The 21,600-nt window shown below is 51.5% G+C and carries 17 protein-coding genes and 2 pseudogenes; 13 read left to right on the top strand and 6 right to left on the bottom strand.

Annotation, left to right across the window (positions count from 1 at the left end; all coding sequences use genetic code 11):
- The first annotated feature begins 48 nt into the window (after positions 1 to 48).
- The 4 genes from pfkA to LOK74_RS03030 all read left to right on the top strand — a co-directional run bounded on the left by pfkA (position 49) and on the right by LOK74_RS03030 (position 3,846).
- Positions 49 to 1,008: a 6-phosphofructokinase gene (gene pfkA, locus LOK74_RS03015; RefSeq protein ID WP_230045150.1), complete on the top strand. Its 960-nt coding sequence runs from the start codon at positions 49 to 51 to the stop codon at positions 1,006 to 1,008.
- Between the two features lie 123 nt (positions 1,009 to 1,131).
- The gene (gene pyk / locus LOK74_RS03020; RefSeq protein ID WP_230045151.1) at positions 1,132 to 2,886 is read left to right on the top strand and encodes a pyruvate kinase; all 1,755 of its coding nucleotides are present in this window, start codon (positions 1,132 to 1,134) and stop codon (positions 2,884 to 2,886) included.
- A gap of 144 nt (positions 2,887 to 3,030) precedes the next feature.
- Positions 3,031 to 3,420, top strand: coding sequence for an acyl-CoA thioesterase (locus LOK74_RS03025; RefSeq protein ID WP_230046892.1), 390 nt, complete (start codon positions 3,031 to 3,033; stop codon positions 3,418 to 3,420).
- Between the two features lie 30 nt (positions 3,421 to 3,450).
- Positions 3,451 to 3,846, top strand: a complete 396-nt coding sequence (locus tag LOK74_RS03030) for an FxsA family protein (protein ID WP_230045152.1) — start codon at positions 3,451 to 3,453, stop codon at positions 3,844 to 3,846.
- Positions 3,847 to 4,048: 202 nt separating this feature from the next.
- On the opposite strand, the gene ytvI is transcribed toward LOK74_RS03030, so the two are convergent.
- Complete coding sequence (ytvI, locus tag LOK74_RS03035) at positions 4,049 to 5,179, bottom strand: sporulation integral membrane protein YtvI (RefSeq protein WP_420908774.1); 1,131 nt, start codon at positions 5,177 to 5,179, stop codon at positions 4,049 to 4,051.
- A gap of 511 nt (positions 5,180 to 5,690) precedes the next feature.
- Here ytvI and citZ point away from each other — a divergent pair.
- From citZ to pnpS, 6 genes and pseudogenes are all read left to right on the top strand, one after another.
- The gene (gene citZ, locus LOK74_RS03040; protein ID WP_230045154.1) at positions 5,691 to 6,803 is read left to right on the top strand and encodes a citrate synthase; all 1,113 of its coding nucleotides are present in this window, start codon (positions 5,691 to 5,693) and stop codon (positions 6,801 to 6,803) included.
- Between the two features lie 118 nt (positions 6,804 to 6,921).
- On the top strand, positions 6,922 to 8,205 hold the full coding sequence (gene icd, locus LOK74_RS03045) for an NADP-dependent isocitrate dehydrogenase (protein ID WP_230045155.1): 1,284 nt from the start codon (positions 6,922 to 6,924) through the stop codon (positions 8,203 to 8,205).
- A gap of 23 nt (positions 8,206 to 8,228) precedes the next feature.
- Positions 8,229 to 9,167, top strand: a complete 939-nt coding sequence (gene mdh, locus LOK74_RS03050; protein ID WP_230045156.1) for a malate dehydrogenase — start codon at positions 8,229 to 8,231, stop codon at positions 9,165 to 9,167.
- A 313-nt stretch (positions 9,168 to 9,480) separates the two neighbouring features.
- Positions 9,481 to 9,864, top strand: a pseudogene (locus LOK74_RS24165) (LysR family transcriptional regulator substrate-binding protein).
- Between the two features lie 138 nt (positions 9,865 to 10,002).
- Positions 10,003 to 10,695, top strand: a complete 693-nt coding sequence (locus LOK74_RS03065) for a response regulator transcription factor (protein WP_230045159.1) — start codon at positions 10,003 to 10,005, stop codon at positions 10,693 to 10,695.
- Positions 10,696 to 10,715: 20 nt separating this feature from the next.
- Positions 10,716 to 12,497 carry a two-component system histidine kinase PnpS gene (gene pnpS / locus LOK74_RS03070; RefSeq protein WP_230045160.1) on the top strand — a complete coding sequence of 594 codons (1,782 nt, stop codon included), beginning with the start codon at positions 10,716 to 10,718 and terminating at the stop codon, positions 12,495 to 12,497.
- Between the two features lie 84 nt (positions 12,498 to 12,581).
- Here pnpS and LOK74_RS03075 read toward each other — a convergent pair whose 3' ends face one another.
- The 3 genes and pseudogenes from LOK74_RS03075 to LOK74_RS03085 all read right to left on the bottom strand — a co-directional run bounded on the left by LOK74_RS03075 (position 12,582) and on the right by LOK74_RS03085 (position 14,330).
- Entirely contained in the window at positions 12,582 to 13,205 is a 624-nt protein-coding gene (locus LOK74_RS03075) for an ABC-2 transporter permease (protein ID WP_230045161.1), read from the bottom strand.
- A pseudogene (locus LOK74_RS03080) lies at positions 13,205 to 13,952 on the bottom strand (ABC transporter ATP-binding protein). The gene LOK74_RS03075 and the pseudogene LOK74_RS03080 overlap by 1 nt, the downstream one beginning before the upstream one ends.
- Positions 13,953 to 14,330 carry a GntR family transcriptional regulator gene (locus tag LOK74_RS03085; RefSeq protein ID WP_230045162.1) on the bottom strand — a complete coding sequence of 126 codons (378 nt, stop codon included), beginning with the start codon at positions 14,328 to 14,330 and terminating at the stop codon, positions 13,953 to 13,955.
- 209 nt (positions 14,331 to 14,539) lie between these two features.
- On the opposite strand from LOK74_RS03085, the gene phoU reads away from it, so the two are divergent.
- Entirely contained in the window at positions 14,540 to 15,196 is a 657-nt protein-coding gene (gene phoU / locus LOK74_RS03090; RefSeq protein ID WP_230046893.1) for a phosphate signaling complex protein PhoU, read from the top strand.
- Positions 15,197 to 15,235: 39 nt separating this feature from the next.
- Here the strand turns inward: phoU and LOK74_RS03095 are convergent, their stop codons facing one another.
- Positions 15,236 to 16,681, bottom strand: coding sequence for an IS1182 family transposase (locus LOK74_RS03095; RefSeq protein ID WP_230046894.1), 1,446 nt, complete (start codon positions 16,679 to 16,681; stop codon positions 15,236 to 15,238).
- Positions 16,682 to 16,936: 255 nt separating this feature from the next.
- Positions 16,937 to 17,869, bottom strand: a complete 933-nt coding sequence (locus LOK74_RS03100) for a DMT family transporter (protein ID WP_230045163.1) — start codon at positions 17,867 to 17,869, stop codon at positions 16,937 to 16,939.
- A gap of 217 nt (positions 17,870 to 18,086) precedes the next feature.
- Here LOK74_RS03100 and polA point away from each other — a divergent pair, with 217 nt between their 5' ends.
- Together polA and mutM are read left to right on the top strand one after the other, a co-directional pair.
- Positions 18,087 to 20,750, top strand: coding sequence for a DNA polymerase I (gene polA, locus LOK74_RS03105; protein WP_230046895.1), 2,664 nt, complete (start codon positions 18,087 to 18,089; stop codon positions 20,748 to 20,750).
- 13 nt (positions 20,751 to 20,763) lie between these two features.
- Positions 20,764 to 21,588 carry a DNA-formamidopyrimidine glycosylase gene (mutM, locus tag LOK74_RS03110; protein ID WP_230045164.1) on the top strand — a complete coding sequence of 275 codons (825 nt, stop codon included), beginning with the start codon at positions 20,764 to 20,766 and terminating at the stop codon, positions 21,586 to 21,588.
- The last annotated feature ends 12 nt before the right edge of the window (positions 21,589 to 21,600 follow it).

The raw sequence follows: 21,600 nt of genomic DNA on the forward strand, positions 1-21,600 counted from the left end.
TGTTTTCCGGAGAAGCCATGCTATAAGAGAAGAAGAGAGGTGTCCAGCATGAAAAAAATTGCTGTACTGACAAGCGGCGGAGACGCACCAGGCATGAATGCCGCTGTACGCGCCGCGGTTCGTCGTGCTGCCTATCACGGAGTGGACATGTTTGGGGTCTACCACGGCTACGACGGGCTGATTCGCGGTGACATCAGGGAGATGACCCTCGGCTCTGTCGGTGACATCATTCATCGGGGTGGGACGATCCTCTACACTGCTCGGAGTGAAGAGTTCAGGACGGAGGAAGGACAGCGCAAAGCGGTGGATCAGCTGCGTTCTCATGGCATTGAAGGGTTGATCGTGATTGGTGGAGATGGCTCGTTCCGCGGAGCCCAGAAACTGACCCAAAAAGGAGTCCCTACGATCGGTGTGCCTGGCACGATCGATAACGATATTCCCTGCACTGATTTTACGATCGGGTTCGATACCGCTTTAAATACGATCGTAGAGGCAATCGATAAGATCCGCGATACGGCAACGTCCCACGAGCGAACCTACATCATTGAAGTGATGGGGCGTGACGCGGGAGACCTGGCTCTCTACGCGGGTCTTGCAGCTGGTGCAGAATCGATCATCATCCCGGAAGAGGACCAAGAGATGGACGACATTATCGAACGGCTTCATGCGGGGTATCGGCGCGGCAAGAAGCATTCGATCATCATCGTTGCCGAAGGAGTAGGCAGTGCCGCCGATTATGCTGAGGTGATCAAACAGCGAACTGGTTGGGAAACAAGGCTAACCGTGCTTGGCCACATCCAGCGCGGCGGATCGCCGACGGCTTTTGACCGGATGATCGCCAGCAGGATGGGAGCCGCTGCAGTAGACCTCTTGCTGCAGGGAAAAGCGGATCGGATGGTTGGCATCCAGAACAACCAGATCGTCGATATTGACATTGACGAAGCGCTCGCCCAGAAACATCAACTGGATCTGTCCATCTACCAGCTGGCTCGCACCCTGTCCATCTAAACAACGGACAGACAGGAGCTGACTTGGTGTCAGGAGAAAAAGCAGCAGGCGGGACTCGCTTTGGAAGCGCGCGACCTTCGCCTATATTGTCAAGGATTGGCCATTCAGTGAGGAGGTATCACTTTGTTAAGAAAGGCAAAAATCGTATGTACGATCGGTCCGGCATCCGAGTCGGTGGAGAAACTGAAAGAATTGATCCGTGTCGGGATGAATGTGGCCAGGCTTAACTTTTCTCATGGCTCACACGAGGAGCACGCCGAACGAATTCGCAACATTCGCCAAGCTAGCCAGGAACTTGGCGCACAAGTAGCCATTCTGTTGGACACCAAAGGGCCGGAGATTCGTACCGGGATGCTTGCAGCCGACCAAGTGGAGCTGCGTGAGGGCAGCACCATTACCCTGACTACGGAGGAAGTAGCGGGAACGGCAGAACGTGTCTCCATTACATACAAAGATTTGCCGCAGGATGTAGAGGTAGGCAGCACTATCCTGATCGACGACGGCTTGATCGGTTTGACCGTGGAGCAGATTGAGGGGACTGAGATTGTTTGCCGGATCAAAAATGGCGGTGTCCTGAAAAACAAAAAAGGCGTGAATGTACCTGGCGTGAAGATCAATCTGCCGGGCATCACGGAAAAGGATTCGCAAGACATCCAGTTTGGTATCCGCGAAGGCGTTGACTTCATCGCGGCTTCGTTCGTCAGGAAAGCGGCTGACATCTTGGAAATCCGTGAAATCTTGGAGCGGTTTGACGCCAAGATTGACATTATCGCCAAGATCGAAAACCAAGAAGGGGTAGACAACGTCGACGAGATCCTGACCGTCGCCGATGGGTTGATGGTCGCACGCGGTGATCTAGGGGTAGAGATTCCGGCAGAAGAAGTACCGCTCGTTCAGAAACAGCTGATCCATAAGTGCAACGAGTTGGGCAAACCGGTGATTACGGCTACCCAGATGCTTGATTCGATGCAGCGAAACCCAAGGCCGACGAGAGCGGAAGCGAGCGATGTGGCCAATGCCATCCTGGACGGGACGGATGCGATCATGCTCTCCGGTGAGACAGCGGCCGGAAAATATCCGGTAGAATCGGTGGAGACAATGAACCGGATTGCTCTACGTGTCGAGCAGGCTCTCAATTACCGTGAGATTTTGCACACCCAGGCGTTGCGGCGACAGGTAACGATTACCGATGCGATCAGCCAGGCTGTAGCCAATGCTGCGCTGGACCTGGAGGCAGCCGCGATCATTACCGCAACCGAGAGTGGTCATACAGCGCGCATGGTATCCAAGTACAGACCCAAGGCGCCGATCGTGGCCGTCACACCACACGAAAGTGTGACGAGGCGGCTTGCCTTGGTAAACGGCGTCTATCCGGTGCTGGGCAGCATGGCATCGACGACGGACGAAATGCTGGAGATCTCTGTTCGCGAAGCGGTTCAGGCAGGCTATGTCCGCCACGGCGATCTGGTGGTCATCACGGCTGGTGTGCCTGTGCGTGAGAGTGGAACTACCAACTTGCTCAAGATTCATGTGATTGGAGACATCATTGCCAAGGGTCAGGGGATTGGACGAAAGGTCGTGACTGGAAACGTGGTGCTCGCCCGATCGGCTGAGGAAGCGCTGCAGAAGGTGAAGGAAGGCTCTGTGCTCGTTACGTATGGCACTGATTCTGACATGATCGCGGCATTTGAACGGGCGGGTGCAGTCATTACCGAAGAGGGAGGATTAACCTCACACGCTGCGATCGTTGGACTTAATCTCAATGTTCCCGTCATCGTCGGAGTGCAGCGGGCGACGGAAGTTCTAAAAGACGGCCAACTGGTTACTGTCGACCCGGAACGAGGCCACATCTATACCGGCTTGACCCGGGTACTATAATCGCAGATGGGCGGGAATACCCGTCCTTGCTGCTTTTTTATGGTACAATAAGAAAGAAACGTATTCCGCAAAGGAGAGGGTCGCGTGCAGACTGCCTGCTATCGTACGATTCAGTTTCGTGTACGGTACGGAGAGACCGACCAAATGGGAGTGGTATATCACGCCAACTACCTCAACTGGCTTGAGATGGGGCGTACCGAACTCATCAGAGAAGTAGGTTTTTCCTACCGGGAGATGGAAGAAAGAGGCGTTCTGCTCCCTGTGACGGATGCCTCGGTCTCGTACAAGCGGCCAGCCCGTTATGACGATGTGGTGGAAGTGCGCACCTGGGTCGAGCAGCTTACATCGGTAAGGCTGGTATTTGGCTATGAGGTCTACCGGGTCGAAGATCAAGAGCTGCTGGTACATGGTCAAACCAGCCACGTTTTTACCAATGCCAGCCTGAAGCCAGTTCGCCTGGATCGTCAGCTGCCGGAACTGTATGATCGGCTGCAGGCGGAGCGGGAGCGATATATGAGGGCTGCTCAACGGTAGTGAAACCATCCGGATAGGATGTGATCAATCGTGTTTCGCATACTCCTAGTCCTGTTTGTGATCGTGCCGATCATCGAATTGTGGGGATTGATATCCGTTGGAAGCGCAATCGGGACCTTGCCTACTGTTCTATTGGTGTTGGCCACAGGCGTCGCCGGAGCGTGGTTGGCCAAACAGCAGGGGCTGCAGGTGCTGCGGCTGACACAGCTTCAGCTCGCACAAGGACAGATGCCAACCGATGTACTGTTGGACGGGTTTATGATCCTTGTCGGAGGTTTGCTGTTGCTGACACCAGGCTTTTTTACAGACAGCCTGGGCTTTCTCTTGCTGATTCCATATACCAGGATGATGATACGTCACTTGCTGAAACAGTGGCTGTGGCACTTGATCCGAACAGGGAAGATACGCATTTTGTTTCGGCGCTGACTGCCCGGTCCCCAAAGGGGCTGGATAGTCTGTGAAGGGGAGTGGAACGGGGGAGAGTAGCTCTTTTCCTCCAGTCGCTCCATTGCCAACCTGCGGAAGTAGAACTGTCCGCTGCGGCCCCTTCTGACGCAGCAAACCCTCCCGTCTGCACGAGCTTTGGAAGGGTTTTGCTATTCAGAGACGTGTAGCGAGCTATCTATGCTCAGGCCGGCTTGCCCATGATGTACTTCACAACATCCTGAAAGACGTTCGCTTTGATCAGGGCGTTGATCACAACCAAGCTGACCGGACCGATGATCAACCCCAAAAAACCGAACAGGTTAAGCCCGATGAAGAGAGCGACCAGTGTCAGCAGAGGGTCAAGCCCGACGTTTTCTGCGACGATTTTTGGCTCGATGATCTGCCGCAGGATGACAACAATCCCGTAGAGAATCGACAGGCCGATGACCAGTCCATACTGCCCTTTGAAAAAGGCATAGATGATCCACGGGATAAAGACCGTCCCAGTGCCAAGGTAGGGAAGCAGGTCAACGAGGCCGGTTAAGAGCCCGATCGTGACAGCATATTCGACGCGCATGATCAGCAATCCGATGATTACGATAGCCGCTGTGATGGAGATCAGCGTCAGCTGTGCCTTGATGAAACCAACCAGCGCACTTTTTAGATCGAGCATGATCCGATCGACGCGGCTGTTTATTCCGCCAGGGAGCAGGCGCCGGAACCGGTTTCGCCAGAGGTAAAAGTCTTTGCTGATAAAGAATGCGGCGAGCAGAGAGATCACCAGCATGGTGGCGAAGTCAGGCAGCGAAAGCAGCCTGTTCTTGACAAAGGTGAGCAGGTCTAGAACCAACTGCTTGCCCGCGCTGGAAATCGTGTCCAACGCCGAGGTGATGTTGTTTTTCAACGCCAGCTGGTAGCTCTCGTCCAGTTGAGCGTAGAAAAAGGTAAACCGATCGTACAGATTGGTTAGCACCTCCTGCTCGATCAACTCCTGCAGATAGGTAGTCAACTCGTTGATCAGAGTAGGCAGCCTGTTTAGCAGCTCCCCGGTTTCGACCACTACAGCCGCGATCAGCAGCGTGGCCAAACCGCCGATCAAAGCTAGCAAGATCAGCAGTACGACTAAGACCGACAGCCAGCGGGGGATGCGTCCCTTTTCCGTTAGCCAGGTGACGGGGCGATTGATCACAAGCGCAATGACTAAGGCGATCAGAAATGGGAAAAGTAATGGTGTCAGGAACTGGATAATAAAGTAGGCGGCAAAGACCAACAGCACAACCCAGATAAAACGAATGATCTGAAATAAGCGAACTGCCCAGTTGTCAGGTGTCAGATGAATCACCCCTTGTCTTGGTTACAGGTATGAGTAACCCCGTCTATCGATATGTATGTATAAAAAAACCATTTCTTGTACCATTATGCCGTAGTCTCTGCATCAGAGGCAAGATCAGGACACATAAAGCGCCAGTGTATACACTTTATACATTTTTCATTCACAAACGGTTCGTTTTCTTTTATAATTGTTGTCGGATTATGTTTGAAATCTTTCTTTTACTTGCCATGGAAGAAAGTACATTTACATGATGTACTCTCTTTACTTTTCCAAAAAGGTATTTTTCGGTCTCATCCCCCCTGGTGTTTCGTTATAGACGGCCGGGACGAACGGGTGAGGAAAGCTTCCTTTTTTCTCTATGCGGTGCCTGTTGAAGGTTTCGAAGCTTTTCTTGCCATAGATGCAGAATCGACAGATGCCGTCGTTGAGAGAGCAACAGACATGGCAGCTAAAAGGAAGATCATGCGCAACTGCATAGAGAGACAAACTTGTCGGAAAAGGAGAGAGTTCTATGACAACTACCAAAGGCTTGGAAGGTGTCGTCGCCGCACAGTCGTCGATCTGCTCGATTATTGATGGTGTACTTTGTTATGGCGGGATCAACATCGACGAACTGGCTGAAAACGCTACCTTCGAAGAAGTCGTGTATCTGTTGTGGCATGGAGTGCTACCGAAGAGAGACCAGCTTTCCGCTCTGCAGAAGCAGTTAGGTGAGTCTGCGGCAGTGCCGCAAGAGGTGATCGACAGCATTCGCACTTACCCGCGTGATGTCCATCCAATGGCAGCCCTGCGTACAGCCGTCTCTTCGTTAGCCCTCTACGACAAGGAAGCTCAGGACATGTCTTTGGAAGCGAACTACCGGAAGTCGATCCGACTGATTGCCCAAACCCCGGTGCTGGTTGCCGCATTTGCCCGTATCCGCAAGGGCTTGGAACCGGTCGCACCCAATCCGCAGTTCAGTGTCGCCCAAAACTTCTTGTACATGCTGAATGGGAAGGAGCCGACCGGGACGGCGATCAAAGCATTCGATACTGCCTTGATCCTGCACGCTGATCACGAGTTCAACGCATCGACGTTTGCCGGCCGCGTCACGGTCGCAACTCTGACAGACATCTACTCCGGCATCGTGTCGGCGATCGGCGCTTTGAAAGGGCCGCTTCACGGAGGAGCCAACGAACAAGTAGCTGCGATGCTTGACGAGATTGGTACCATTGACAACGTTGAACCTTACATCCGCAAAGCGTTGGACAATAAGCAGAAGATCATGGGCTTTGGTCACCGCGTCTACAAAGACGGCGACCCTCGCGCCAAATGGCTGCGCCAAATGTCCAAAGAGCTGACCCAACAGGTAGGTCGTGAGGAACTGTATCAGATGTCAATCAAGATTGAGGATCTGGTCACAAAGGAAAAGGGACTGAAGCCAAACGTCGATTTCTACTCTGCTTCGGTCTATGTATCGCTCGGTTTGGAACGTGATCTGTTTACACCGATCTTCGCGATCAGCAGAATGTCCGGTTGGACCGCTCACATCATGGAACAGTATGAAAACAACCGTCTGATCCGCCCGCGTGCCGAGTACATCGGTCCGGTAAACCAACACTACGTACCGATTGACCAGCGATAATAGCCACCTCTTTTCCGGTTATTTGCGCGCAGGAGAACTATCACCGCACAGGGGTAGTTCTCCTCTCTATGGATAATGGTTTCAACACTTTTACATACCACTTGGGAGGGAAATCCTGATGTTTAAACACTTGTCGATGCCGACTGCCGGCGAAAAAATCAAAGTTGATAACGGAAAACTGCTTGTGCCGAACAACCCGGTGATCCCATTTATCGAGGGAGATGGAACCGGTCCTGACATTTGGAATTCTGCTGTCCGCGTGTTGGATGCCGCAGTTGAGAAAGCGTATAACGGTCAAAAGAAAATCGCCTGGTTTGAAGTGTATGCCGGGGAAAAAGCGTTTAACAAATACGGAGAATGGCTGCCAGAGGATACGCTCACCGCTGTTCGCGAGTACCTGATTGCGATCAAAGGTCCTCTGACTACACCGGTTGGCGGCGGCATTCGCTCGATTAACGTGGCCCTGCGTCAGGAGCTTGACCTGTACGCCTGCGTCCGCCCGGTTCGCTACTTTGATGGTGTGCCTTCTCCGGTAAAAAATCCGGAACTGACCGACATGGTGATTTTCCGCGAAAACACGGAAGACATCTACGCTGGTGTAGAGTGGGCAGAAGGAACTCCGGAAGTGAAAAAAGTAATTGAATTCCTGCAAAAGGAAATGGGCGTGAAAAAGATTCGCTTCCCGGAAACGTCCGGTATCGGCATCAAGCCGGTCTCCAAGGAAGGGACCGAGCGCCTCGTTCGCGCAGCGATCAACTACGCACTGGAAAACAACCGCAAATCGGTGACGCTGGTTCACAAAGGAAACATCATGAAGTTTACGGAAGGTGCCTTTAAAAACTGGGGCTACGCTGTTGCGGAAGCGGAATTCGGCGACAAGGTATTTACGTGGGCACAGTACGACCGCATCAAAGCAGAGGGCGGCGATGCCGACAAGGCACAAAAAGAAGCAGAAGCAGCTGGCAAGCTGATCGTGAAAGACGTCATAGCCGACGCCTTCTTGCAGCAAATCCTGACCCGTCCAGCCGAGTACGATGTGGTTGCTACCCTGAATCTCAACGGTGACTATGTCTCCGACGCATTGGCAGCTCAAGTAGGCGGTATCGGCATTGCACCAGGGGCCAACATCAACTACCTGACGGGACACGCCATCTTTGAAGCAACACACGGAACTGCACCTAAGTACGCTGGCCTGGACAAAGTAAATCCGTCTTCGGTGATTCTGTCCGGCGAAATGCTGCTGCGCCACTTGGGCTGGAACGAAGCGGCTGATCTGATCATCTCTTCGATGGAGAAAACGATCTCGTCCAAAACCGTTACCTACGACTTTGCACGTTTGATGGAAGGGGCATCAGAACTGAAATGCTCCGAGTTTGGTGATGCCTTGATCAAAAACATGTAAAGAAACGGATAGGAGGAAAAAAGATGGGCTTTCAACGAAAAAAGATCGCCGTCATCGGCAGCGGCTTTACTGGTGCGACGACAGCGTTCATCCTGGGGCAAAAAGAATTGGGTGACATTGTACTGGTAGACATCCCGCAGTTGGAGAATCCAACTAAAGGGAAGGCGTTGGACATGCTCGAATCCTCCCCAGTGCTTGGTTTTGACGCCCAGATTACGGGCACGGCCAACTATGAAGAGATCAAAGGGGCCGATCTGGTCATTATTACAGCGGGAATCGCACGGAAGCCAGGCATGTCCCGCGACGACCTGGTCAACACCAATGCCGGCATCATGCGCTCGGTAGCGCAACAAGTGAAACAATACGCACCTGACTCCATCGTGATCGTACTCTCCAACCCTGTTGATGCGATGACCTATACTTTTTACAAAACATCCGGTTTTCCGAAGGAGCGCGTCATCGGTCAATCCGGCGTATTGGACACGGCCCGCTTCCGCACGTTTGTCGCTCAGGAGCTGAACGTGTCGGTGGAAGACGTGACCGGTTTTGTCCTGGGCGGCCACGGAGACGACATGGTACCGCTGGTTCGTTATTCCTACGCTGGCGGTATCCCGTTGGAAAAATTGATTCCGCAAGATCGCCTCGACGCGATTGTGGAGCGTACACGCAAAGGCGGCGGCGAGATCGTCGCTCTGTTGGGCAACGGTTCCGCTTACTATGCGCCGGCTGCGTCGCTGGTACAGATGGCGGAAGCGATCCTCAAAGACAAGAAGCGCATCCTGCCTTCGGTCGCTTATCTGGAAGGCGAGTACGGATACAACGATCTCTACCTGGGTGTGCCGACGCTGCTCGGCGGCAATGGGCTGGAGAAAGTGATCGAACTGGATCTGACAGCTGAAGAAAAAGCTGCATTGGACAAATCGGCTGATTCGGTTCGCAACGTGCTCAAGGTGTTGCAGTAATCGATGTGTGAAAGCGTCCCTCCGTTCGAGGGACGCTTTTTCATCCTTTGCTGTGTTCATCTCCCGTCCACTGATCCTCCCTGTACCGTCTGGGTGCTGCATCATCTGCAAGTCTGCCGCATAACAGGCGGCGAACGCATCAACATCTTGGGCATTGTACGCATCCAATTGTTGCCGAACCATCTCTTCCGGACTTCTCTCAATGAGATGGGTGCGGACAGCGCCAAGCTGGATTGAGCAGTCCATTGCCGATATCGGGTTTGACTCGCTGCCGAATGCAAAAGTAGAGGCCATCCCATTATGGGAAGATGAAATGGTTGTCTGCCTGCCGGACACTCATCCCTTGAGCCAGCACCCCTTTCTATCCGTTTCACAGTTTGTTGACAAGTGTTTTATCATGCCCTAAACAGATTGTGCACCGTTTATTCACCATATTTTCACCTCACAGGGGTTTGCACCCAATGTGACGTGCGAGGCTCACGACACAGGTACGATTCTGGCGATGGTACAGGAGTGGATTGGCGTCTCCGTTCTGCCCAAACGATCCATTCCAGCAGAGCGGCAAGGGATTCGGGCGGTACCTCTTCAACCGAGGGTGTTTCGCAAAGTGGGGCTTGGAGTCCGCAGCGTTCAGAGCCTTTCCCCGCTTGCAGCAGAGTTTATCGTTTATGCCCAGAAACAACTGCCAGCAGCATGAGCAAAATGGCGTTGCCCACCCGTTTTATCCTGCAGGCGCATTCTCTGCCTGTAAAAAATACTTGCTTCACATAGAGGCTTCTGGCAGACTGAAAAAAGAGATTGAAGCTTCGAAAGAGCGGACAGGGGGATATAGGCAGTGACGAAGATCTTGGTTGTCGACGACGAACCATCGATTGTCAAGCTGTTGCAGTTTAATCTGGAAAAGTCCGGGTTTGAAGTGATAACCGCGTCAGACGGCAAACAGGGATTGGAGATGGCGTATCAGGAGAAACCTGACTTTATCGTTCTTGATCTGATGCTGCCAAAGATGGACGGGATGGACGTATGCAAAGCGCTGCGTCAGGATCGAATCAACACCCCAATCTTGATGCTCACGGCGAAAGATGACGAACTGGACAAAATTCTCGGCTTGGAGCTTGGAGCGGATGACTATCTGACCAAGCCATTCAGTCCGCGGGAGGTTGTAGCCCGCGTCAAGGCAATCCTCCGGCGAACACAGGTGGCGGTACGGTCCGATGCGGATGAAGACGTGATGCTTCAGTTTGGCAATATCCGGCTCTATCCAGACAAGTACGAAGTGTATCGCGGTGAGGAAAAGGTGGAGCTGACTCCGAAAGAGTTTGAACTGCTTCACTATCTGGCCAGCCATCAGGGACGGGTACTGACCCGCGACCAACTGCTGAATGCTGTCTGGAATTACGATTTTGTCGGCGATTCCCGAATTGTTGATGTTCATATCAGCCATTTGAGGGAAAAGCTAGAAGAAGATACAAAGAATCCACGCTACATTAAAACGGTCCGTGGTCTCGGTTACAAACTGGAAAGCTGACGATACGGGGAGGGAGCAGCGTGACTCGCTTTCGCCTAAAACTAACCCTGACATTATTGGGTCTTATCTCGATCATCCTGATTCTGATGGGTGTTTTCTTCGCGAAGGTGCTGGAGCGCTCCTACATGAACACGCTGACCGACCTTCTGCGAAAAGAAGCATTGCTGATTTCGGAAGCGATTCACGCTCCCGAAATTTTTTATAACCAGGACCTGTTGACGCAACGGGTGGAAAACTTCTCAGAGTCGGTAGAAGCGCGAGTGACGGTGATCGATCAATTCGGATCGGTCATCGCGGACACCGATTCCGATCCGGAGCAGATGGAGAACCATGCTGATCGACCTGAATTCCGTGGAGCCCTCTCCGGGAACGCGGAAGTGTCCCGGCGCTTTAGCGAAACACTGGAGTATGACATGGTTTATGTAGCGGTGCCAGTACTCAACGACGGAGAAGTAATTGGGGCTGTACGATCGGCGATGTCGATGGAAGGCGTGACAAACTCGATTCATCAGATGTGGTACAGCCTGGTTACGGGTCTATTGATCACATTGATCGTGGCTTCACTGGCGAGCGCGCGAATATCCAAGGGGATTACCCAGCCGATCGAGGAGATTACCCGTGTCGCCCGCAACATCACACAGCGACAGTTTCAGAGCCGAGTGAAGCTGAAAGCGCGTGACGAGATCGGTCAGCTGGCCGGAGCGATTAACTTCATGGCTTCCAGCCTGGAACAGCAGATGTACGAGATATCGGAGAATCAACAGAGGCTGACCGGTGTGCTCACCAACATGACCAGCGGAGTAATGTTTGTCACTGAAAACCGGAGGATTATGCTGGTTAACCCGGCAATTGAGGCGATGCTGGGGACGCGTCAGCAAGATCTGGTGGGTCGATTGCACATCGAAGCCGGCAAAAACTTTGGGCTCAGCCAGTTTATTGACAGATGCATCGACACGGGAGAACGGGTTCGCGAAGAAGTGCACATCTACTACCCGCAAGAACGGATATTGGACGTAAACATTGCACCGTACATCAACAGCAAGGGTGAACACAGAGGCGTAGTGGTCGTCCTTCATGACATCACCGGGATTCGCAGGCTGGAGAAGATGCGCAGCGACTTCGTGGCCAATGTCTCGCATGAACTGCGGACTCCGATCACATCGATCAAAGGCTTTACAGAGACTTTGCTCGATGGAGCGATGCACGAGGAGGAGACGGCCCGCCATTTTCTACAGATCATCTCTGACGAGAGTGACCGGCTCTATCGCCTGATAACGGATATTCTCGATCTGTCTAAGATCGAGCAGCGTAGAATCGCCCTCCATCTGACCACTGTCAATGTGCAGGAGATTATGGAGGAAATCGCCTCACTTGTTCAGGAGCAGTTGGTACGAAAACAATTGACTCTGACCTTGCCGAGCGAATCCAATCCGTTTATCCAGAGCGACAAGGACGCTTTACGGCAGATTTTGCTCAACCTAGTGGCCAATGCTATTGCCTATACGCCGGAGGGGGGCAGAATTGACCTGCAGATCGAGCGGAAGGAGCACACTGTTGATCTCAAGGTCAGCGATACCGGGATCGGCATACCGGAAAAGGAGATCAGCCGGATCTTCGAGCGTTTTTACCGCATCGACAAGGCGCGCTCACGCGACTCGGGAGGTACTGGTCTGGGGCTGGCTATCGTCAAGCACCTGGTGGAGAACCTTCAGGGTCATATCTCCGTCGAGAGCAAAGAAGGGGCCGGATCTACGTTTACTGTCACTCTGCCCGAACAGCCGTTGATTGAAGGTGCATCATAACGAACGATGTCATTTTCCTCCAAAGGAACCTACATGTTCCCTTGGGGGGATCGCGAGGGGCATCCTGTGATGTCACTCGCTTTTTTAAAACTCCTTTCGCAGATAGAGGCGGACGGAGATGACCCAGGATACCAGCAGCAGGACCGTTGCCACTCCGAGGAAGGCGAGAGAGAGCAGAGCGGGAGAAACCTGTTCAAATACGGCTGCGAGTCCCCAGAAACCATTTTTCACCCCTAGATTGACCACCATGGGAAGAACTGTGATACATAGCAGCATCAAGGCGAGAAAGCCATACTGGATAAACCTGGGTCCCAGCAGATAGTAAAGCGGAAAGTATACGGCTGCAAACAGACCGATGAGACTGATGCTAAGTACGATGTGAAGCATCTCATACACCGCGAAAACAGGCAGCAACATGTTTAAAACGGCAGCGAAGCTGGTGACCACTGCTCCGAAAAGCAAGGAAGCGAGATACTTGGATGCGACGATTTGCGGCCGGCTGACCGGGAGACTATTGACCAGTACTTCACTATTGTTCTTATACTCTTGAAAACTATTGCCGAAAATAAACACACACCCAAAGATAATCGGCAAATAGATCGGTACTTGCCCGTCGCTGGTCACCAGGCTGGTCACAAGCAGCAGCGTCATGTTGATGGCTATCGTCGTTTTGCTGATGATCCATTCTTTCAAAAGCAAGTTGTACATTATGTCCTCCCCTTTACCGTATACACCATGATATCCTCTAACGAAGCTGGTTCGATGAGCACCTGGTGTTGGAAGCGGCTTGCGACCAACTGCGGATCATGGGTTAATCCCTCAAAGCCGACACTCGTTTGTCGCACATGAATGAACATGTTGCGCATATCCTCATCCAGAAGCTCATTTGCTCCTTTTACCATGCGATACTGCTCTAGTACTGTTTCCTTTGACTCGCTAAAAATGATGCTTCCGTTGTGAATAAAGGTAATGTAATCGGCGATTTTTTCCAGATCACTGGTGATGTGTGTGGAAAAAAAGACGGTTTTACTCTCGTCCTGGATTACCTCGGATAAAATGTCGAGAATTTCTCGGCGGATAATGGGATCTAAGCCGGAAGTCGGTTCGTCCATGATGATGAGATGCTTCATCCCAGTGTTGGTAAAACGGGGCAACAATCCGCTTCATTTGTTCGACTGTCAGATGATCGTAAAAATGGTTGTCTGCGTAAACAAAGCCGACGCGTTGCTTGATTTCCTTGTCATGCTGGTCATTGTCCAATCCAAACAGCTCGATCGAACCGGAATCTCGCTTGAGCAGATTCATGATCAATTTGATCATTGTTGTTTTGCCAGAGCCGTTTGGGCCGATAAACCCAGTTATGAACCCTTGTTTGACGGAGAAAGAAACGTCTTTCAGTAATCGAAAGTCTTTAAAAGATTTGCTGATTCTCGTCACGTTAATGGCATCTTCCATCTATGATCCCTCCTGGTACAACAAGTCTAGCATCTGTTTAAGTTCCTCAAGACTGATATGGTATCGTTTGCTTTGCTGTACAATCTCGGCCAGGCTTTGTTCGATTGCAGTGAGACGTTTTTCCCGCAGGATGCTGCTGTTTTGGGACGCAACAAACGAACCTTTTCCGACGATGGAGGTGATAAACCCTTCCGATTCCAGTTCCTCATAAGCCCTTTTCGTCGTGATCACGCTAATCCGGAGCTCCTGGGCCAGTCGTCGCATCGAAGGGAGCGGGTCGCCTTCCTTCAGTTCATTGCGCAAAATGCTCTGGATGATCTGATTTTTTATTTGTTCATAAATCGGCTCCTTGGAAGCGTTGGAGATCATAATATTCATAGTGACCTCATCCGTTTTGACTTTGTTATTATTGATTATATTATATATATACAATATACATGCTGTACAGCTCGCTTGTCAAGGGACGAGGCCTTTACACAATTCTAACAAATGCTTAAAACAGCCTATAAATCCGTTCGCTATAATAGGGTGTCTAAGCGGGGACATAAGTTCTCCGGATCTTGAAACGAGGAGAGGGGTTGAACGCAGTGACAAGGCATGTGTTCGAAGAACAGCTCGATCTTCTCCACCGCAACTTGATGGCAATGGGAACGCTGGTGGAAGAGGCCATTCATAAAGCGATTAAAAGTTTAATGGAGAAAGACAGCAAACTAGCTGAGGAGGTTATATCGGGCGACAGCAAGATTAACGAACTGGAGCAGCAGATAGAGGCTGGCTGTTTCCAATTGATTGCCCTGCAGCAACCGGTAGGCAGCGATTTGCGCCGGGTCGGAACCATGTTGAAACTGGTGACCGATCTGGAGCGGATGGGTGATCACGCTGTTTCCATCTCCAAGACCACACGTCGACTGATGAACGAATCGTTTCCCAAACAGGTGGCCAATATTCCGGAGATGGCTGACCACGTCAAGGCAATGGTTCGCGACAGCTTGAACGCCTACATCGCCCAAGACAAACAATTGGCAGAAGAGGTAGCGGCTCGCGATGATATCGTCGACAAGTTTTACTCCAATATGTTCCGTGAACTGGTTAATGAGATGGGTACACAGGAGCAGACGTTTGCCCAAGGGATGCAGCTTTTGCTGGTAGCCCAATACCTGGAGAGAATTGCTGACCACGTGACCAATATCTGCGAATGGATTTTTTATATGTCCACGGGGCAGATGACAGACTTGAACAAGTAAATGCTATACAAAAAGGGAAGCCGGGTCGGCTTCCCTTTTTCAGATTGCAGACAAACTCCCTCGCTGAACGAACAGCAGAGGGCGTTTGTTTAATAATTTGATGAAAATACCGAAGGTGTTTTGATCCTTCACCTTTTGGCGACCTGATTTCCATAGCCAGGTCGCCATTTTTTTTAAGTTCATGGCAGCGAAAACAAGCATCGCCTGCATCGTGACCTTCTCCAGTCCTCGTAAGGTCGTCCAACGCATGCCATGCTTTTCCTTCATATCAGCGAATACACGTTCAATCGTTTCTTTCCGTTGGCTATAGATCTGTTTGTTTTCCTCGGTATGCCGGAGGTGGTCTACCTCTTCGAGGTAATCAGCCCAGATGTGGCGACTCACTCTCTTTGTGTAGTCTTTACTTTCCGTGCATTGTTTCAAAAACGGACAACTTCGGCAAACTTGAGAATTTGATCGATAGATACGGTACCCATCCTTGTTTGTTGTCTCATATGTTAAGATTTGCTCGTTCGGGCAGATGTAGCAGTCGAAATATTCATCATACACATATTCGTACTTTTTAAAAAAACCTTCTTTGGTGCGTGGTCTTGTGTAGGGCATAACGGGGCGAATCTGGTCATCAATCAGTGTTTTACTGATGTAAGGCGTCTTGTATCCGGAGTCCACCGCCACAGCCTGAGGTTGTTCGAACGTCTGTCGCACTTGATTCAAAACATCCTCAAAAACCTGACTGTCATGCACATTGCCTGGCGTTACCTTTGCGCCAAGCACAAATCCATTTCGATCACATGCCGTATGAAAACTATAGGCAAATACACGTTCCTTTTCCCCCTTTACAAACAATCCGCAATCCGGGTCAGTTGTGCTGACCTTCACCTCCTTCTTCGAAGTTTCTGTCTTTTTTTCAAGGGGCTTCTTTCCATGTGCAATACGATCCTGATTGATTTCTTCGTCCAGTAGCTCTTGATATTTCTTGGCTTGTTCTTCAACGATTTCTTTCACGTATTTATGCTTATTCGCACTGGCTTTTACATGCGTAGCATCGATGAAAAGCACGTCAGGCTTCACGAATCCATGATGTACCGCCTCTTCCAATATTCGAAGGAAGATCGACTCGAAGAGTTGAGTATTCCGAAAACGGCGAACATAGTTCTTGCCTAGGGTCGTGAAATGGGGAATGGGCTGACTGAAGTCATAGCCAATGAACCACCGATAGGCAACATTGGTTTCGATCTCTTTAATCGTTTGCCGCATGGAACGAATACCAAAAAGATATTGGATGAGAGCAATTTTGACTAAGACTACAGGGTCAACACTGGGTCTGCCGTTGTCATGACAGTAGAGGCTTTCCACTAAGTCATAGATGAATGAAAAGTCGATTGCATTTTCGATTTTTCGTACGAGATGATCTTTTGGCACCAACTCATCTAACGAGAATGCAGATATCTGATAACGGCCTTCGGCCTGTTGCTTATTAAGCATAATGCCACCTCCAAAAATAACTATTGAAAACGTAACATGTTCTATATTCAACAAAAAAGCCTGCAGACCCTGTTCCTTACGGAACTTTGTCTACAGGCTGAAAAAGGGAAGCCGGGTCGGCTTCCCTTTTTTCCTATCTCGATAGATCTTTACCCTGACAGCATGCTGCCTAACCAGTAAACGATCCGACCAACAATATAGCCAAGAACGACAACCCATCCGATCTTTCCCCACACTCTTAGCGAGTTCCAGTACTCACGCAGAGTTTTGCGTTGATGGGGAGATTTGTTCATCGGTCTTCTCCTCCTTTATCATGGTGTTCCATCGCATAAACAGGTAGATGCCCAACAAGATGATCCCGCCGCCGATATATTGCGGGATGGTGACCACCTCATCCAGGATCAGATAGGCAAGAATGGCGGTACCGACCGGCTCCCCCAATATGCTCATGGAAACAGTCGAGGTTGGAATCCACCGAATCACCCAGTTGAAGATCGAGTGGCCAAACAGGGTGGGAATCAACGCCAACAAAAAGAACCAGCCCCAGTCTGCCGCCGGGTATCCCACAAGCGAGTAGCCAAATAATAGATCGTAAGCAAGCAGACAGATACTGCTGGCACTGTACACCACCAGGGTGTAGGCGGTCAGCGACAACGCTTTGCGCACGTATTGGCCGATCAGCCAGTAAACAGTTACCGTTGCAGCCCCCAACAAAGCCAGAATATCGCCAAACAGGGCTTCACCGCCAATCTGAAAGTCGCCCCAGCCGATCACAAAACTGCCGCCAATCGCCAGAACGCCCCCTACCACTGCGGCGGGGTGAAGCCGTTCACCAAACAAAAAATAGCCGCCGACAAAAGCAAATAACGGCTGCAGGGTAACCAGAACGGTTGAGCTGGCTACAGAGGTAAAGCGAAGCGATTCAAACCACAGCAGGAAATGAGAGGCCAGAAATGCGCCCGAGAGGAGGCTGAGCAGCCATATCTTTCGACTGATTCCCGCTATTTCCGTGATCACACCTTTGGCAACCAGCAGCGTCGGCAGGATCAACAGAACCGAGAACAGCAGGCGATAGGTGGCGATAATCGGAGCGGGAGCGGACGCCAGCTTGACGAAAATGGCGGAAAAGGAGATGGAAATAACGCCGATCAGGAGTGCGAAATAAGGCGGAAATGCTGGTTTATCCATTTGGTAACACCTTTCCATACAGAGCTGTTTGCTGATATTGTACCTGTTTTGGTCCACTCGGACAATCGAAGTTCTCTTGCTCTTCACCCCGGTGTGCCCGTTGTTTGTACCATCGCTGCCTGTATGGCGGTTATGATCAGGCCTCCTTGCTTTTGCCAGCAATGTCGGCCCTATGGTATGATGAAAGTTAGCGAAATCAGGAGAGGGGCCGTTCATGATGAGCCATTTCGTGATTGTTGACGGGAATAGTGTGGCCAACCGAGCGTTTTATGCACTGCCGCTTTTGTCTACGACAGGCGGTTTGCACACCAACGCCGTTCTTGGCTTTACGACCATGCTGTTAAAAGTGCTGGAGGAGATGAAACCGACACACCTGCTGGTCGCCTTTGATGCAGGCAAGGTGGTGTTTCGACACAGCGAATATACAGAGTACAAGGGGGGGCGGGCAAAGACCCCGCCGGAGCTGTCTGAACAGTTTCCGCTGATCCGCGAACTGCTTGACGCGTTTTCGATCAAGCGATTTGAGTTGGAAGGATATGAAGCGGACGACATCATCGGTACGCTGACCCGGCAGAGTGACGAACAGGGGCTTGCGACCACGGTGATCACCGGTGACAAAGATATGCTTCAGCTTGTCTCCGATCACGTCAAGGTGGCGCTTACCCGAAAAGGTGTCAGTGAGATTGAGTTGTATACAGCCAACGAGATTGAACAGAAATACGGACTGACACCAAGACAGATCATCGACTTGAAAGGGTTGATGGGTGACAGCTCTGATAATATCCCCGGTGTGCCAGGCGTCGGGGAAAAAACGGCCATGAAACTGCTCCACCAATACGGCACAGTCGAAGAGGTACTGGCTCACATCGACCAGGTCTCCGGAAAAAAACTGCAGGAAAATCTGCGAAATAACGTCGAACAGGCCAAGCTGAGCAAATCACTGGCCACGATTATGCGTGATGCCCCTGTGGAGATCGCTGTAGACGATGTTGTATATCCTGGCTACGATCCACAGAAAGTGGTCGATTGTTTCAGACGTTTTGAATTCAAGTCATTATTGACCAAGGTAAAGGGTGCTGATGATGCCCCTGCGTACGCTGAAGGAGCAGACAGCACAGAGGTGGACAGGCCCTTTTCCTACGAGACGGTGTCAGTTGAGAGATTGGACGAGTATACGAAGAAGCTCTGTTCACCGATGAGCCTCTATGTTGAACTGGATGGGGACAGCTACCATCGTGCCCCGCTGCTTGGATATGCGTTGGCCTGTGATGATACCGCGCTGTTTGTTCCTGTGGAGGTGGCGGAGCGCTGGGAAGCATTTCAAGATTGGTTGGCAGATGAGCAGCAGATCAAGTGGGTCTTCGACGGAAAACGGGACACGATCGCTCTTCAATGGAACGGGGCCCGGATGTTTGGTATTGGTTTTGACCTTTATCTAGCTTCATACCTGATGAACGCCTCCGAGAGCAATCCCAGCCTGAGCGATATTGCTGCCCAATACGCCAGCGTCAGCCTGGCATCTGACGAAGACGTCTACGGGAAGGGTGCGAAACGGGCCATCCCCGATCCGCAGACTCTCAGTGAGCACGTAGCCCGCAAAGCGTTGGCGATCTGGCAAAGTGTCCCGACGATACAAAAAGAATTGAAGCAGAATAGATTGGAAGAGCTGCTGTCTGAGATTGAGGCACCGCTCAGCCTGGTATTGGCCCGGATGGAATCATTCGGTGTCAAAGTGGACCGCGAACGTCTGCAGCAGATGGGGCAGGAGCTGGACCGTAAACTGGAGGAGCTGACCGAACAGATCTATGAACTGGCCGGTGAGACGTTTAACATCAATTCGCCCAAACAGCTGGGAGAGATCCTGTACGACAGACTAGGTCTGCCGGTCTACAAAAAAACCAAGACAGGACCGTCTACCAGTGCTGATGTGCTGGAAAAACTGGCTCCTCACCATCCGATTGTGGAGACGATCTTGCATTTCCGGCAACTGGGCAAGCTGCGCTCTACCTACATTGAAGGACTGCTCAAAGAGATCCACCCCAAGACGGGCAAGGTGCATACCCGCTTCAATCAAGCGACTACCGCAACCGGCCGATTGAGCAGCACGGAGCCTAATTTGCAGAACATCCCGATCCGATTGGAAGAGGGACGGAAGATTCGCGAAGCGTTCGTACCGTCCGAGTCAGGTTGGTACATGCTGTCCGCCGACTACTCTCAGATCGAGCTTCGGGTGCTTGCCCATATTTCAAGAGATGAAAATCTGATTGACGCCTTTAACGAGGGAATGGACATCCATACCCGCACAGCCATGGATGTATTTGGGGTGGCGGAAGATGAGGTAACCTCACTGATGCGCCGGCAAGCCAAGGCGGTCAACTTTGGCATTGTGTACGGAATCAGTGATTACGGTTTGTCACAAAATCTGAACATCACCCGCAAGGAAGCAGGGGAGTTTATCGAACGCTACTTTTCCGTCTTTGCTGGAGTAAAGCGCTATATGGAGGAAGTGGTCGAAAAGGCCAAACAGGACGGCTACGTCACCACTTTGCTGCATCGTCGCCGCTATCTGCCGGACATCAAAAGCAGCAACTACAACATCCGTTCGTTTGCCGAACGGACAGCGATGAACACGCCCATACAAGGAACGGCTGCTGACATCATCAAACTGGCGATGGTGCGGATGAAGGAGCGGCTGGAACAAGAGCAGTTGGCCAGCCGCATGCTGCTGCAGGTGCATGACGAGTTGGTGTTTGAAGTACCGGAAGATGAATTGGACATCATGCAAAAGCTGGTACCCGAGGTGATGGAAAGTGCGCTTGCCCTCAATGTGCCGCTGAAAGTAGACGTTCACTATGGACGCACCTGGTATGATGCAAAATAGGAGGATATAAGTCATGCCGGAATTGCCTGAGGTAGAGACCGTTGTCCGTACGCTGCGGACTTTGGTGACAGGAAAGAAGATCGAACGGGTAAGCGTGCTGCTGCCTCGCATTATCCGCCGACCCGACGATGTAGAGGAGTTCAAGGCACTGCTCGCGGGTCAAACGATTCACGCCGTTGAGCGTCGTGCGAAATTTATCAAGTTTATTTTAGATCGGGATCTGCTGCTGTCCCACCTGCGGATGGAGGGACGCTACGGGTTGTACCGGCAGGATGAGCCCGTCGAGAAGCATACCCACGTGATTTTTCATTTTACAGACGGCACAGAACTGCGCTATCGCGACGTCCGGCAGTTTGGCACAATGGACGTGTTTCCGCTAGGGCAGGAGGAGACAGCGGGACCGCTGACCAAACTGGGGCCGGAACCGCTCGATGAAGGTTTTACCCTTCAGTTGTTTCGCAGCATGTTACAAGGACGCAAAACGAAAATCAAGCCACTTTTGTTAAACCAGGAATTTCTGGTCGGACTGGGGAATATCTATGTGGACGAGGCTCTGTTTCGGGCCCGATTGCATCCGGAACGGATTGCCGGCGAACTGAAGCCCAAAGAAACGGCCAGACTGCACGAGTGTATTATTGGAACGCTATCGGAAGCGATCCGTCAGGGTGGCAGTTCGGTCAAGTCTTACGTCAACGGACAGGGAGAGATGGGGATGTTCCAGCAGTCCTTGCATGTCTACGGGCGAAAAGGAGAGCCGTGCACGGTGTGCTCCACTCCGATCGTCCGGTATGTCGTCGGCGGTCGTGGGACGCATATGTGCCCCAAATGCCAACAGTAAAGGAGGGTACAC

Origin of the sequence: Brevibacillus humidisoli (assembly GCF_020923435.1) — a bacterium.
In the GTDB taxonomy this organism is placed as follows: Bacteria; Bacillota; Bacilli; order Brevibacillales; family Brevibacillaceae; genus Brevibacillus_E; species Brevibacillus_E humidisoli.

What these genes read in the sequence shown, in the direction of transcription:
- LOK74_RS03075 (WP_230045161.1), bottom strand. Translation starts at nt 13,205, where the DNA reads ATGTACAACTTGCTTTTGAAAGAATGGATCATCAGCAAAACGACGATA.
- LOK74_RS03025 (WP_230046892.1), top strand. Translation starts at nt 3,031, where the DNA reads ATGGGAGTGGTATATCACGCCAACTACCTCAACTGGCTTGAGATGGGG.
- polA (WP_230046895.1), top strand. Translation starts at nt 18,087, where the DNA reads ATGAGCCATTTCGTGATTGTTGACGGGAATAGTGTGGCCAACCGAGCG.
- mdh (WP_230045156.1), top strand. Translation starts at nt 8,229, where the DNA reads ATGGGCTTTCAACGAAAAAAGATCGCCGTCATCGGCAGCGGCTTTACT.
- LOK74_RS03085 (WP_230045162.1), bottom strand. Translation starts at nt 14,330, where the DNA reads ATGAATATTATGATCTCCAACGCTTCCAAGGAGCCGATTTATGAACAA.
- mutM (WP_230045164.1), top strand. Translation starts at nt 20,764, where the DNA reads ATGCCGGAATTGCCTGAGGTAGAGACCGTTGTCCGTACGCTGCGGACT.
- LOK74_RS03095 (WP_230046894.1), bottom strand. Translation starts at nt 16,681, where the DNA reads ATGCTTAATAAGCAACAGGCCGAAGGCCGTTATCAGATATCTGCATTC.
- pfkA (WP_230045150.1), top strand. Translation starts at nt 49, where the DNA reads ATGAAAAAAATTGCTGTACTGACAAGCGGCGGAGACGCACCAGGCATG.
- citZ (WP_230045154.1), top strand. Translation starts at nt 5,691, where the DNA reads ATGACAACTACCAAAGGCTTGGAAGGTGTCGTCGCCGCACAGTCGTCG.
- icd (WP_230045155.1), top strand. Translation starts at nt 6,922, where the DNA reads ATGTTTAAACACTTGTCGATGCCGACTGCCGGCGAAAAAATCAAAGTT.
- LOK74_RS03100 (WP_230045163.1), bottom strand. Translation starts at nt 17,869, where the DNA reads ATGGATAAACCAGCATTTCCGCCTTATTTCGCACTCCTGATCGGCGTT.